The organism is Oryzibacter oryziterrae, assembly GCF_021864535.1.
Classification (GTDB): Bacteria; Pseudomonadota; Alphaproteobacteria; order Rhizobiales; family Pleomorphomonadaceae; genus Pleomorphomonas; species Pleomorphomonas oryziterrae.
In genome coordinates this window covers 154,183-166,965 of sequence record NZ_JAKJIC010000001.1, presented here as the reverse complement: position 1 = coordinate 166,965, position 12,783 = coordinate 154,183, and the positions used below count along the sequence as shown (strand labels likewise).

10 protein-coding genes are annotated in these 12,783 nt (G+C 62.0%); 2 read left to right on the top strand and 8 right to left on the bottom strand.

Annotated elements, in window-relative coordinates; translation table 11 throughout:
- Positions 1–507: 507 nt before the first annotated feature.
- From metG to rpoZ, 7 genes are all read right to left on the bottom strand, one after another.
- On the bottom strand, positions 508–2,052 hold the full coding sequence (gene metG, locus L2I41_RS00750) for a methionine--tRNA ligase (protein WP_237151585.1): 1,545 nt from the start codon (positions 2,050–2,052) through the stop codon (positions 508–510).
- 83 nt (positions 2,053–2,135) lie between these two features.
- The gene (locus L2I41_RS00745; protein WP_237151584.1) at positions 2,136–3,188 is read right to left on the bottom strand and encodes a DNA polymerase III subunit delta'; all 1,053 of its coding nucleotides are present in this window, start codon (positions 3,186–3,188) and stop codon (positions 2,136–2,138) included.
- A 1-nt stretch (position 3,189) separates the two neighbouring features.
- On the bottom strand, positions 3,190–3,843 hold the full coding sequence (gene tmk / locus L2I41_RS00740; RefSeq protein WP_237151583.1) for a dTMP kinase: 654 nt from the start codon (positions 3,841–3,843) through the stop codon (positions 3,190–3,192).
- Between the two features lie 97 nt (positions 3,844–3,940).
- The gene (locus L2I41_RS00735) at positions 3,941–5,044 is read right to left on the bottom strand and encodes a D-alanyl-D-alanine carboxypeptidase family protein (RefSeq protein ID WP_237151582.1); all 1,104 of its coding nucleotides are present in this window, start codon (positions 5,042–5,044) and stop codon (positions 3,941–3,943) included.
- A gap of 188 nt (positions 5,045–5,232) precedes the next feature.
- Positions 5,233–6,591, bottom strand: coding sequence for a septal ring lytic transglycosylase RlpA family protein (locus L2I41_RS00730; protein WP_237151581.1), 1,359 nt, complete (start codon positions 6,589–6,591; stop codon positions 5,233–5,235).
- 369 nt (positions 6,592–6,960) lie between these two features.
- Positions 6,961–9,222 carry a DNA topoisomerase IV subunit A gene (gene parC, locus L2I41_RS00725; RefSeq protein ID WP_237151580.1) on the bottom strand — a complete coding sequence of 754 codons (2,262 nt, stop codon included), beginning with the start codon at positions 9,220–9,222 and terminating at the stop codon, positions 6,961–6,963.
- Between the two features lie 701 nt (positions 9,223–9,923).
- Positions 9,924–10,307: a DNA-directed RNA polymerase subunit omega gene (gene rpoZ, locus L2I41_RS00720; RefSeq protein WP_237151579.1), complete on the bottom strand. Its 384-nt coding sequence runs from the start codon at positions 10,305–10,307 to the stop codon at positions 9,924–9,926.
- A gap of 950 nt (positions 10,308–11,257) precedes the next feature.
- On the opposite strand from rpoZ, the gene L2I41_RS00715 reads away from it, so the two are divergent.
- Entirely contained in the window at positions 11,258–11,830 is a 573-nt protein-coding gene (locus tag L2I41_RS00715; RefSeq protein WP_237151578.1) for a LabA-like NYN domain-containing protein, read from the top strand.
- 158 nt (positions 11,831–11,988) lie between these two features.
- Here the strand turns inward: L2I41_RS00715 and L2I41_RS00710 are convergent, their stop codons facing one another.
- Positions 11,989–12,132 carry a hypothetical protein gene (locus L2I41_RS00710; RefSeq protein WP_237151577.1) on the bottom strand — a complete coding sequence of 48 codons (144 nt, stop codon included), beginning with the start codon at positions 12,130–12,132 and terminating at the stop codon, positions 11,989–11,991.
- Between L2I41_RS00710 and L2I41_RS00705 the strand changes: the two genes are divergently transcribed.
- A complete protein-coding gene (locus L2I41_RS00705; RefSeq protein ID WP_237151576.1) occupies positions 12,131–12,778 on the top strand; it encodes a uracil-DNA glycosylase in 648 nt (215 codons plus the stop codon). The two genes, L2I41_RS00710 and L2I41_RS00705, sit on opposite strands and share 2 nt — an antisense overlap.
- Positions 12,779–12,783: the final 5 nt, after the last annotated feature.

Here is a 12,783-nt window from a genome sequence, read left to right as displayed (position 1 = left end):
GCGCCGGGTATATCTTCCCCCGATCCCGGCACTCCTTAGGCCGACGATCGCACTTTGATGTAGGGATATTTCCTGACCTCACCGGCCATTTGCCGGACCATTTTCGACCGGATGCGTGTGCGCGCATCCGGTCTTTTTTTTGCAGACTGCGGGAATAAGGCGCCTCATTCGATCGTTTTCTGAAAATCACACGATCGGTCGCAATCCGGCAGGAAACATTCAAAAAAAGCAGACCGTAAAACGAATTCGATCCCGACGGATTGGTCGATCGGATCTCTTTTGAAAGCAGTCATACCAATCACTCCCGAACAATTGCGTTCGGCGGGGAGCCGGGAAATTCCCACTGTTTCGGCTCCCCGTAATTTTTTGGAGAGTTGGGGCCGGCGTCGCCCGCCCCTGGACGAAGGTCTCAACTCTCCGCCCCTTCCCTCAGGCAGACGCAGAAAAACAAAAGCCGGCGCAAGCGTCATCAACGCCAGCACCGGCAATTTCGTGCATCCGGATGGATCAGCCTTCCACCTTCTCCACATAGCGCGGGAAGATGCCGACCGGCGCCGGCAAGGCGGTGCCGCCCTTCAGCGCACTGCCCTCGCCCAGCCTGGAGAAGTCGCGGTCCTCGGGCGCCACGGCCAGGAGGTCGAGCAGCTTCTCCATCGAACCCGGCATCACCGGCTGGATCAGGATCGCCACATTGCGCAGCAGCTCCGCCGTCACCCACATGATCGTGCCGAAGCGCACTTCGTCGGTCTTGCGCACGGTCCACGGCGCCTCACCGTCGAAATAGCGATTGGCATCGCCCAGCACCGCCCAGATGGCGTTGAGCATCTGGTGGATCTGCTGCGTCTCGATCGCCTCGCGGCAGACCGGCAGTAGACCATAGACCGAGGCGAGCAGTGTCTTGTCGGCCTCGGTCAGCTCGGCCGGCACCGGCAGCACACCGCCGAGATTCTTGGCGATCATCGACAGGGACCGCTGGGCGAGATTGCCCAGATTGTTGGCGAGGTCGGAGTTCATCCGGCCGACGATCGCATCGTGGCTATAGTTGCCGTCCTGGCCGAAGGAAACCTCACGCAGGAAGAAATAGCGCACCGGGTCGAGCCCATAAGCGTCCACCATCTCCTGCGGCCCGACGACGTTGCCGAGCGACTTCGACATCTTCTCCCCGCGATTGAACAGGAAGCCATGGGCGTAGACGCGCTTGGGCACCGGCACGCCGGCGCTCATCAGGAAGGCCGGCCAGTAGACCGAGTGGAAGCGCACGATGTCCTTGCCGATGATGTGCAGCGCCGGCCAGAACTTCTCGAACAGCTCGCTCTTCATGTCGGGATAGCCGAGCGCCGTGATGTAATTGGTCAGCGCGTCGACCCACACATACATCACATGCTTGTCGTTGCCGGGCACCGGAATGCCCCAGTCGAACGTGGTGCGCGACACCGACAGGTCCTTGAGGCCGCCCCGCACGAAGCTCATCACCTCGTTGCGGCGCTCGTCCGGACCGATGAACTCGGGGTGCTCTTCATAAAGCGCCAGCAGCTTGTCCTGATAGGCGCTCAGGCGGAAGAAATAGCTTTCCTCCTCCACCCATTCCACCGGCGTGCCCTGCGGTCCGAAGCGGATGCCGTCGTCGGAGACGATCGTCTCTTCCTCGGCGTAATAAGCCTCGTCGCGCACGGAATACCAGCCGGCATACTTGTTGAGATAGATGTCGCCGTTCGCCTCCATCGCCTTCCAGATCGCCTGGCAGGAGACGCGATGGCGCTCTTCGGTCGTGCGGATGAAGTCGTCGTTGGAAAGGCCCAGCAGCTTGGCCATCTCCTGGAAGCGGGCCGAGTTGCGATCGGCAAGTTCGCGGGCGGTGATGCCCTCCTTGCGCGCCGTCTGCAGCATCTTGATGCCGTGTTCGTCGGTGCCCGTCAGAAAGCGCACGTCATAGCCGTCGAGCCGCATGAACCGCGCCATCACGTCCGTCGCCATGGCCTCGTAAGCGTGGCCGATATGGGGAGCCCCATTGGGATAGCTGATGGCAGTCGTGATGTAGAAGGTCGGTTTCATGAACGTTTCGCTTCTGGATATGGTTGGATACCCTTCGGGGCATCGGTCCGCGCCGCCGATGATCTGGCGACGCCCTGCAATACCTATTTCCGGGCGGTCCCCGCAAGGCTTTGCATCAAGGAAACGACCGCCTGCCGGCGATCGAGGTTGATTCCGTCGGTCTCCGCCACGATCCGGTTCACTTCGTCCCAGGCCGTCGCATAGGCGTTGAGGTCGGTGATCGAGCCGCGCAGACCGATCCGCATCTGCTCCGACAGCCAGGCGCGCGCAAGATCGGCGGCAATGTCGAAGTTGTCCGCCCCCTTGCGCCCGGCTACCGCCGTCGCAAAGCGGTAGAGCTGGCCGCGATCGAGCCGCGGCAGCGTGTCCATGAGCGAGCGGAACAGTCCATGCAGGATCAGCCCCTCGCGCTCGATGCATTCGATCGCCCGCCGCACAGAGCCTTCCGCCAGCGCCGTCAGCGCCGGCTTGTCGGCCTCGTTCACGTCGATGTCCAGCGTCTCCAGCGCCTCGTCCAGCTGGTCAGGCGACAGCGGCTCCAGATTGACCCGCCGGCAACGCGACCGGATCGTCGGCAGCAGGCGCCCCGGTGCGTGGCTCAGCACCAGGAACAGCGAGCGCTTCGGCGGCTCTTCCAGCATTTTCAGCAGAGCATTGGCCGCACTCGCATTCATGTCGTCGGCGGCGTCGACAATGGCAATGCGATGGCCGTCCATGCCGGCCGCATTGCCGAAGAAGCTCACCGTCCGTCGCACTTCGTCGACGGTCAGCTGCGTCTTCACCTTCTTGGCCTTGTCGTCATAGGGCCGCTTGAGATGCAACAGATTGGGATGGGCGCCGGTCGCCACCTGCGCCTGCACGCGCGGGCTCGCCGGCAACAGCCCTGCCCCCGCCTCCGGCGCCTTGAACGGATCCGGATGGCTCAGCACATAACGCGCAAAGCGAAAGGCCAGCGTCGCCTTGCCGATGCCCTTGGGGCCGGTCAGCAGCACCGCATGGTGCATGCGCCCCGATCGGTAGACCTCATGCAGCTCCTCGGCCGCAGCCGCATGGCCGATCAGCGCCGTCTGCTCGCGCGGCAGCGGCAGCCCCTCGATCCAGTCGGCCTCGACCGAATGATCCACCTCGAAAGCCACGTCAGGCTCTCCCGCCGATCGCGAGACCGAAACGCCCGGTCACCAGCGCCGCGATGTCGCTCGTCACCGCATCCGCCTCCCGCGCTCCATCGATCACCACGCAGCGGTCCGGATTGGCTGCGGCCACGCCTAGAAAGCCTTGCCGCCGCGCCTCGTGCACCGCCACCGCCTCCGCTTCGAAGCGGTCACCGGTGCCATTGCCCGATCGACCGGCCACACGGGCGAGGCCGACATCCACAGGCAGATCGATCACGATCGTCAGATCCGGCCGGCAATTGCCGACGGCGATCCGCTCGAGATCGTCGACGATCTCCACATCCAGCCCGTCCGCAGCGCCCTGATAGACACGGGTCGAGTCGGCAAAACGGTCGCAGATCACCCAGGCGCCACGCTCGAGCGCCGGCTCGATGGTCTCGGCGATATGATCCATGCGCGCCGCGGCAAACAGATAGGCTTCGCCCAGCGTGCCCAGCGCCCGCACACGGCCCGACAGAAGCAAGCCCCGAATGGCCTCGGCCGACGGCGACCCGCCCGGCTCGCGCGTCACCACCACATCGAGCCCCAGCGCGCGCAAATGCTCCGCCAGACGCCGGACCTGCGTTGACTTGCCGGCACCTTCGCCGCCTTCGAATGTGATGAACTTGCCGCGCGCCACGCCCTGATCGCTCCGAAACTCGAACAGCCTCCACCACGGCCCCTTTTCATCTGGGGCGATCCGGCAAAGGCTTGGAAGCTATACCCACAAATGCGCGTCACCACCAGCCAAACAGCAGTTCCATGAAGCCGTCGAGAGCACGGCGCGGAATGTCCCCCTCGGGCACATCCGCCACAGCAGCGAGGGGGAGCGTCTGATAGACGCGATTGTCGACGCGCATTTCGAGCCGCGCCACCACCTGCCCCTTGTGCACCGGCGCCGGCACCGGCCCGTCGAACACGATCTGCATGTGAAAGGCCGACCGGTCACCCGTCGGCAAGGTCATCGCCACCGGTCCGCCATCCACACCGCCGACCCCGACCCGGCCCACCGCGCCGCCGAACACGCGGATCTTTCCCACCTCAGCCGCCGCCGGAAACAGTTCCACCCGCGCATATTCCGTGAAGGCCCCGTCCGCGAGCGCCTTCAACTCCTTGTCGCGCTCCGCTGCGCTCTTGAGCCCGCTCACCGCGAGCGTCACGCGCCGCCCTTCGCGCAGGATCGAGATCACCGCCGCAAAGCCGTCCTTCTCGTCATAGGCCAGCATCAAGCCGTCTGCGCCGGCGATCTCTTTCAGCTGCCGCGTCTTGTTGGTCTGGGTGATCTTGTTCCAGAGGAAATCCGGCTGCGCATAGAGCCGGTACCGCTCGGGATAGGTCGCTTGCAGCCAGCGCGTGAACTTCAGGAGATCGTCGAGTGTCGTATGCGCCGACGGGTCCACGAAACCGGTCGGATTGGCAAAGTGGCTGTCCTTCATGCCGATCCGCGCCGCCAGAGCGTTCATCCGGGCGGCGAAGGCGGCGTCGGAGCCCGCCATGCCCTCTGCGAGCACGATCGCCGCGTCATTGGCGTAATCGATCACCAAGCCACGCAGCAGATCGCCGACCGACACCTCGGAGCGCACCGCCGCAAACATGGTGGTGACGCCCGCCGGTGCCCCGCCCAACCGCCAGGCGTGCTCGCTGATCTTGTAGGTGGTCGCCTCGGTGATCTCGCCCTTGTCCAGTGCCTCGAACACCACACCGGCTGTCAGCAGCTTGGCGAAGTTACCCGGCGCGATCCGCGTCTGATCGCCCGCGGCCAGCAGCTTGGTCTGCGACGACTCCTCGAACAGGATCACCCGCGGCGCCGCGCTCTCCAGCGCATCTGCCGCCAAGGTCATCGCGAGAACCCACGAGAAAACCAGAAACAGACGCAGCATCTTCCGCCCAATGGGTTGTAGCCCGATCTTTCACCAATCTATGCATAAGATTCCATTCAATTCATCAACATTCGGAATCACAATGAAAAAGGGCGCGAACCCATCGGATTCACGCCCTCAAAATCTTGATGATCCAGCAGTGGGACCGATCAGCGCAGCAGTCGCGCTCCGGCAACACCCATTCCGGTGGCGGCATCGATCACCGCCTCGGGCGACACCGACAGCATGGTGAGGCGCACGCGCTTCATCGCCTTGCCGTTGATGGTCACCTCATCGGTGACCGGCGTGCCATATCCTGCCAGGCCCGCGGCAACGCGGGCCGCATTGTCCGGATTGCCGAACACGCCCACCTGGATCATCGGCCCGGTGATCGCCGCCGACGAAACCTTGGCCGGCGCGGCGACCTTCATCGAACCCAGCTTGTGCGCCAGATCCGTCAGGCCGACACCAGCGTCCACATTGTCAAACGCATCATAAGCCTGGCTCACGCGCGTTTCGGCATAACCGGAAACCTGCGGCGGCAGCGGCGGCAGAACCGTGTTGCCGAACATCACCGTCGGCGACGCCGCCGCGGGGGCCGGCAGCGGCGCGCTATAGCTCAACGGCGGCGCAACGGTGTTCACCGACGCCACGGTCACCGGCTGGGTGCCCAGCAGGATGTCGGCCGGATCAGCCGAGGCAATCGACACATATTCGAAGGTTTCCACCGGTCGGGCTGGCGGCACCACGTTGATCGGCGGCGCGCTCGGTGCGTCGAGCAGGCTGTTGTCGGCCACGACCATGGGCGCAGCAGCGGCGGCCGGGCGAACCGGTGTTGCACGCGCCGGAGCGTCCGAACCACCGCCGATGGCACGCACCAGCGTCGAAACGCCAGGAATGGACTCGGCAGCGGCCACCATGATGTTCGGGCTGGAATCGTCCGCCGGCAAATCGCGCGGACCACGATAGGACGCCATCAGATAGCGGGTGTCGTCACCTTGCAGCGGCGCCGGGCCAACATACTCGACCTTGATCTTGGCAACGCCAGCGCGGCGAATGTCCAGCATCTCGGCCGCGCGCTGCGACATGTCGAGCACGCGGTTGGAATGATAGGGGCCGCGATCGTTGACGCGCACGATGATGCTGCGCCCGCTCGTCAGGCTGGTCACCCGAGCGTAGGACGGCAGCGGCATGGTCGGATGCGCGGCGGAAATGCTGTAACGGTCGAACACTTCGCCATTGGCCGTGCGACGACCATGGAAGTCCGACCCATACCAGCTGGCGAGGCCTACGGCCTTGTAGCTGGGATCGATACGCGGGGTATAGCGCTTGCCACCGATCACATAGGACGAACCAAGCAAGCTGCGACCGCCCCCCTTGGGAACCGGCTGCCCGTCAGCGACAACGCGCGGGCTGGGCGATACGCCAAGCTTGGGATCGACTTGGGAAGTGCGCAGGCGCGGCTTGTCCACCGAGCCACAACCCGCAAGACCGACAGCCATGGCGACAGCCGCCACGGATACGGCCATCAGGGACTTGCTCGTAAGCTTGCGCGAACCAGGCCGCTCAAATTTCATCATCTGCGCCTTGTCAACCAAGCATCATCGGCACATCCGACTGGCAATAAGACACAAGTCCCCGCCGTCGTCGACCATTCCCATTCTGCCCCTGAGCCGATGGGAATAATACGACCTCAACCCTAACCTCTTGTTAAAAGGCGGATTGAATGCCCCGTTTGATACCCTGCCAAAGTAACTCCACGACAGATGCAAACGCACTGTCGCCCGTGAGCAATTTGTACCTTTGTTGACCTTTTCCGTAAAGACACAGCCCATTGTGCCTGTGATGACGCCGCAATACTACATGTTGAGGTTAATCGATATAGCCCGCCGCCCGACTCAAAGTCCGCGCGGGCCAAAAGTGTTCGATTTCGGGAAGCCGAGGGGCGGTAGCCGTCCGGCCATGGCACGGTCGGACACCCAATCGGCCAGATCCGTCATGGTCCTGAGGAACACACGACCCGACGTATCGGTCCAGGTGAGCCCCTTTTCGGCGACGAACACGCGCATGTCCGACAGGCCGCCATCCTTGTAGCGCTGCAGGCGAACGCCCTTGCCGCGCGCCATTTCCGCCACCTGATTAAGCGGGAACACCATGAACTTGCGGTTCTCGCCGATGATGGCAACCATGTCGCCCTCCACCGGCACCATCAGCTTGGCCTTCTGCCCCGGGCCGAGGTTCAGCACCTGCTTGCCCTTGCGCGTCGTGGCGATCAGGTCGACTTCTGCCGTCACGAAGCCATAGCCGTCGGTGGAGGCCACCAGCAGCTTGCGTTCGGCATGATGGACGAACACGTCCACCACGTCGGCGCCGTCGTCCATGTCCACCATCAGCCGCAGCGGCTCGCCGGTCGAACGGCCGCCCGGCAGCTTGTCGGCGCCGAGCGTGAACACCTTGCCATTGTCGGCGAGGATGATCAGCTTGTCGGTGGTCTCCGCCTTGAAGAACAGCTTCAGCTGATCGCCGGCCTTGAACTGCACGCCCGACACATCGGAAATGTGCCCCTTCAGCGCGCGGATCCAGCCCTTTTCCGACACGATGACCGTGACCGGTTCGCGTTCGATCAGCGCCTGCGTCACGTCACCCACGTCATGGGTAGCGCCTTCGCCAAAGTCGGTGCGACGCTTGCCCAGCTTGGTCTCCGGCCCGAAGTCCTTGGCCACTTCCGAGATCTGCCAGCGCACCGTCTTCCACTGCTTCTTCTCGGAAGCCAGCAGCGCCTCGATCTCCGCCTTTTCCTTCGACAGAGCCGCGTGTTCCTTGCGGATTTCCATTTCCTCGAGCTTGCGCAGATTGCGCAGGCGCATGTTGAGGATGGCGTCCGCCTGAACCTCGTTGAGGCCGAAGGCAGCCATCAGCTCCTTCTTCGGCTCATCCTCCTCGCGGATGATCCGGATCACCTCGTCGAGATTCAGATAGGCGATGATGAAGCCGTCGAGCAGCTCCAGGCGGGCGTTGATCTGGTCGAGCCGATGCTGCGACCGGCGCACCAGCACTTCGCGCCGATGGTCGAGCCATTCCACCAGCACCTGCCGCACGCCGAGCACATTCGGCACCTGCCCGCGCGACAGCACGTTCATGTTGAGCGGAATGCGGCTTTCAAGCTCGCTGAGCTTGAACAGCGCTTCCATCATCAGCTTGTCTTCGACATTGCGCGACTTCGGCACGATGACCACGCGCACATCCTCGGCGCTCTCGTCACGCACGTCGTCGATCAGCGGCACCTTCTTGTCGGTGATCAGCTCGGCGATCTTCTCGATCAGCTTGGCCTTCTGCACCTGATAGGGGATCTCGGTGATCACCACCTGCCAGGCGCCCCGGTCGAGATCCTCCCGATGCCAGCGCGCCCGCACCCGGAAGCCGCCCCGGCCCGTCTTGTAGGATTCCAGGATCGACTGCGGGCTCTCCACCAGGATGCCGCCAGTCGGGAAATCAGGGCCGCGGATCGGTCCATTGTCGCGGCTCACCAGATCCTCGGTCGTCGCCTCCGGATTGTCGATCAGCTTGATCGCCGCCTGGCACAGCTCATAGGCATTGTGAGGCGGGATGTTGGTCGCCATGCCCACCGCGATGCCCGCCGAGCCATTGGCGAGCAGGTTCGGGAAGGCGCCCGGCAGAACGATCGGTTCCTTGTCCGCCTGGTCATAGGTCTCGCGGAAATCGACCGCATCCTCGTCCAGCCCGTCGAGGATCAGGCGCGCCACTTCGGTCAGGCGCGCTTCGGTGTAGCGCTGGGCAGCCGCGTTGTCGCCGTCGATGTTGCCGAAGTTGCCCTGGCCGTCCACCAGCGGATAGCGCTGCGAGAAATCCTGAGCGAGGCGAACCAGCGCCTCATAGACCGCCTGATCGCCATGCGGATGGTATTTACCGATGACGTCGCCAACGACGCGCGCGCATTTCTTGAAGGCCTGGCCGGGATCGAGGCGCAGCAGGCGCATGGCATAGAGAATGCGCCGATGCACCGGCTTCAGACCATCGCGCACATCCGGCAGCGCCCGGTGCATGATGGTTGAAAGCGCATAGGCGAGATAGCGCTCTTCCAGCGCTTCCCGCAAATTGATCGGCTCGATGCCCCCGCCTGGAATCAGTTCCTTGCCCATGGCTTTCTGGTAGAATCACCCTTGCGGTGAGGCAACACGAGATTCGGCCCGCAAGCCCTCCGCCCCCTGTTTTCCCCGTATTCATGCGCTTGGCTGTGGATGGCGTATCGGCCGCCGCTGCCCTCCCGCCTTGGCCAAGGCTTCACCCTTGTGCGCCACCCAGCTACTCCCAAAAGCGACGACACTTAAGGTTAACTCGCAAGAGTTAATGTTAATTTTTCATCGTTAATGAAACAACAAAGATGACAGGAAGGTTTATATATTGCCGGAGCTGAAAAGCTGATCTACATATTTAATCAAGAATTAACGGAAACGAGAGGCAGCCGTTAAAGAATTCATGCCCCACGGATCGGCGTTTGCCTTTGTCTGTGCTTGGGCACGAAATTTTGAAATTGATCTACGCCGGCTCACTGCAAGAAGCCTGAGCGTACAAGAAACCCGACGGTCCCAGGTCCGCCGCATCTCCTGGAATCGCTGGGTTGGTCGACCGGTGGCGGATAGAGTGGCCTCCTCGATGACCCGCCGCCGGTCGACCGCTCCTTCATGAGCCCTTGGCTCAAACACCCCCGATCCGAACCGACATCGCCCCGCGCTCGGCAAGTCCGCGCCCCGGGGCTTTTGCGTCTGCGTCCTGCCCGCAAAAGAAAACGCGCCGCCTTGGTCAGGCGACGCGTCGATCAATGGGCAGGGCCCAGCAAGGATCAGATATCCTCAACCTTCTCAGGCGGCACCATGCTCTCGAGGCCGCGCAGCAGATCCTCTTCCGACATCTGGTCGAAGACGATCTCGTCATCATCGCGCGCTTCGGCCGACGAGCCGATCAGGCCGGCAACCGGCTCCTGCTCGGGCTCATCCACTTCCACATACTTCTGCAGCGAGTGAATGAGGTCTTCCTTCAGGTCCTGCGTCGAAATGGTGGTATCGGCGATCTCGCGCAGAGCAACGACAGGGTTCTTGTCGTTGTCGCGGTCGACTGTGAGCGGCGAGCCCGAGGAAATCATCCGGGCGCGATGGCTCGCCAGAAGAACCAGTTCAAACCGATTGTCGACCTTGTCAATGCAATCTTCGACCGTGACGCGGGCCATTGTCCAACTCCTGCTTCATCGACAACACAGACAGCGCTTCTTCGGCAGAGGCATGAGCCAATCCGTGAAGCGCAGGCAGTGCACCGATTCTCGATTCCCACCAGTTCGCAAACCACATGGGAACCAATCTCTGGGTTCTTCCTTAGAACGACACCGAAGCGAAGGCAAGTCGAGATTTACCTGTCAAGCCGCCGGTCGCTGCAGCCAACGGCACCATGAATGCGAAGATCTACCCTCGCCTTCACCGAACAAATTACACGCCCGGCCAAACCCAACCGACATGCAAGTGGCAGCGAGAAGCATCGATCCAGCATGTTCATTGAAGCAGGCACCTGCTCTCGCAAGCAACTCCCCACGCCTCACGCTACCATCATCAACCCGCACCAAGCGAAAATAGTTCGCCTATCAAATGGATGAATCGCGTTGGAGCCGACTTAAGTCTTTGAGATAGGCTCGCAATATCAATTTGCATGCATTGAGAGATCAACAAGCGATCACGAAAAGTAATCAGGTACGTCACCGCTAGAGAAATAATCGTGATCAACCTTGAGAGTGCCGAGTGTATCCGATTGTTTCCATAGCTGAAAATCTAGTGAAAAATATCGATGCCCAGCCCTATTTTTCCTTGCAAAATTCCCGGCATAATTCCTCTTGAATCAATGTCTTGCCAAACGTCCCCTCTACGGGCAATATGGAGGCTGATTTCAGCCATCCGAGCGCTTTGGCAGTAAGCAACATAAAGCCGTGGGCAATATTTTGATGACATCCAAAATAACTTGGTATGAGGCAAAAAAGTTGCTATAGGCCGATTGGAAATCGCCGTTGGTATATCCCCAAGCCATGAAAATGCGGCATTTCATTTAACAATACGAAAAGCGGACCTGGCGTCGGCGGCTAGGCCAATAAAATAAAACAAAAAAGCCGAGCATATTATGAGGTATGAATAGGTAATGTTTGACGAACGCGAAAAAATCGCCCTTTTCATCGATGGAGCCAACCTTTACGCCACAGCCAAGGCACTTGGCTTTGACATCGATTACCGTCGTCTGCTGAAGGAGTTCAGCGCGAAGGGATATCTGCTCAGAGCGCTTTACTACACTGCTCTGGCAGAAGATCAGGAATACTCGTCCATCCGTCCGCTGATCGATTGGCTCGATTACAATGGATACAAGGTCGTCACCAAGCCGACGAAGGAATTCTTTGATTCCACCGGTCGCCGCAAGGTGAAGGGCTCCATGGATATCGAACTGGCCGTTGACGCCATGGAACTGGCCGAGCACGTGGATCATCTCGTCCTGTTCTCGGGCGACGGCGACTTCCGCTCCCTGGTCGAAGCCATTCAGCGCAAGGGCCGCAAGGTCTCGGTGGTGTCCACCCTTCAGACGCAGCCGGCCATGGTCGCCGACGAACTGCGCCGTCAGGCTGACCACTTCATCGATCTGGCCAATCTGGCCAATCGGATCGGTCGCGATCCGAACGAGCGTCCGGTCCGCGCCGAGCGCCCGCACAACGAAGAAGATTGACTGCCAGGCCCGGGACCACAGCGGCCTCATCCGCCGGCCCCGGGTTTGCCCCTGCCTCAGGGGTAGCCGATCCATGCCCCGTCTTGACCGCCGCAATCCGGGCTTGATCTGGAGCACCCGCCGATCATGTTGAAACAGCCTGATCGAAAAGCGGCTGTTCAAACTTTTGAATCTGGAGCGTTTTCTTGTCGATCGGGTGGTTCCACCTGATCGGAAAGTCCTCCGGTATTGCCGCGATTGTTGAAGTTGTCGCCCGCCGGAACCGGTTGATCAAAGGGCGCGTCCGTGCCAACAAGGCGCATGACCAACGCTCCCACCGAACCATCGCGCGATTGCCCGCTGTGCCCCCGTCTCATGGCCTTTCGCCAGCACCACCGCGCCCTTGAGCCCGACTGGCACAACGCCCCCGTCCCCACTTTCGGTCATCCGGACGCGCGCCTGATGATCGTCGGCCTCGCCCCGGGCCTGCGCGGCGCCAACCGCACTGGTCGCCCCTTCACGGGCGACTATGCCGGCGATCTTCTCTACGAGACGCTGCTGACCTACGGCTTCGCCAAGGGCACCTACCGCGCCGATCCGAAGGATGGCCTTCAGCTCATCGACGCCGCCATCACCAACGCCGTCCGTTGCGTGCCGCCGGAAAACAAGCCGACGACCGAGGAAATCCACGCCTGCCGCCCCTATTTCGCGGCCACGCTCAAGGGCTTCCGCAACCTGCGCGCCATCGTTGCCCTCGGCAAGATCGCCCATGACCAGATCCTGCGCACGCTGGCGACACCGCTGGTCCGGCACAAGTTCGAGCACGGCGCCGTGCACGACATCGCCGCCCTGCCCGGCGTCCGCCTCTATGACAGCTACCATTGCTCACGCTACAACACGAATACCGGCGTGCTCACCCCCGAGATGTTCCACGCCGTCTTCGCCGCCATCAAGGCCGACCTCGGCTGATCGGG

Bases quoted from the DNA above. Each gene is read 5' to 3' on its own strand.
- metG (WP_237151585.1), bottom strand. From the start codon at position 2,052: ATGAAACCGACCTTCTACATCACGACTGCCATCAGCTATCCCAATGGG.
- L2I41_RS00735 (WP_237151582.1), bottom strand. From the start codon at position 5,044: ATGACCTTGGCGGCAGATGCGCTGGAGAGCGCGGCGCCGCGGGTGATC.
- L2I41_RS00730 (WP_237151581.1), bottom strand. From the start codon at position 6,591: ATGGCCGTATCCGTGGCGGCTGTCGCCATGGCTGTCGGTCTTGCGGGT.
- parC (WP_237151580.1), bottom strand. From the start codon at position 9,222: ATGGGCAAGGAACTGATTCCAGGCGGGGGCATCGAGCCGATCAATTTG.
- rpoZ (WP_237151579.1), bottom strand. From the start codon at position 10,307: ATGGCCCGCGTCACGGTCGAAGATTGCATTGACAAGGTCGACAATCGG.
- L2I41_RS00715 (WP_237151578.1), top strand. From the start codon at position 11,258: ATGTTTGACGAACGCGAAAAAATCGCCCTTTTCATCGATGGAGCCAAC.
- L2I41_RS00705 (WP_237151576.1), top strand. From the start codon at position 12,131: ATGACCAACGCTCCCACCGAACCATCGCGCGATTGCCCGCTGTGCCCC.
- L2I41_RS00710 (WP_237151577.1), bottom strand. From the start codon at position 12,132: ATGCGCCTTGTTGGCACGGACGCGCCCTTTGATCAACCGGTTCCGGCG.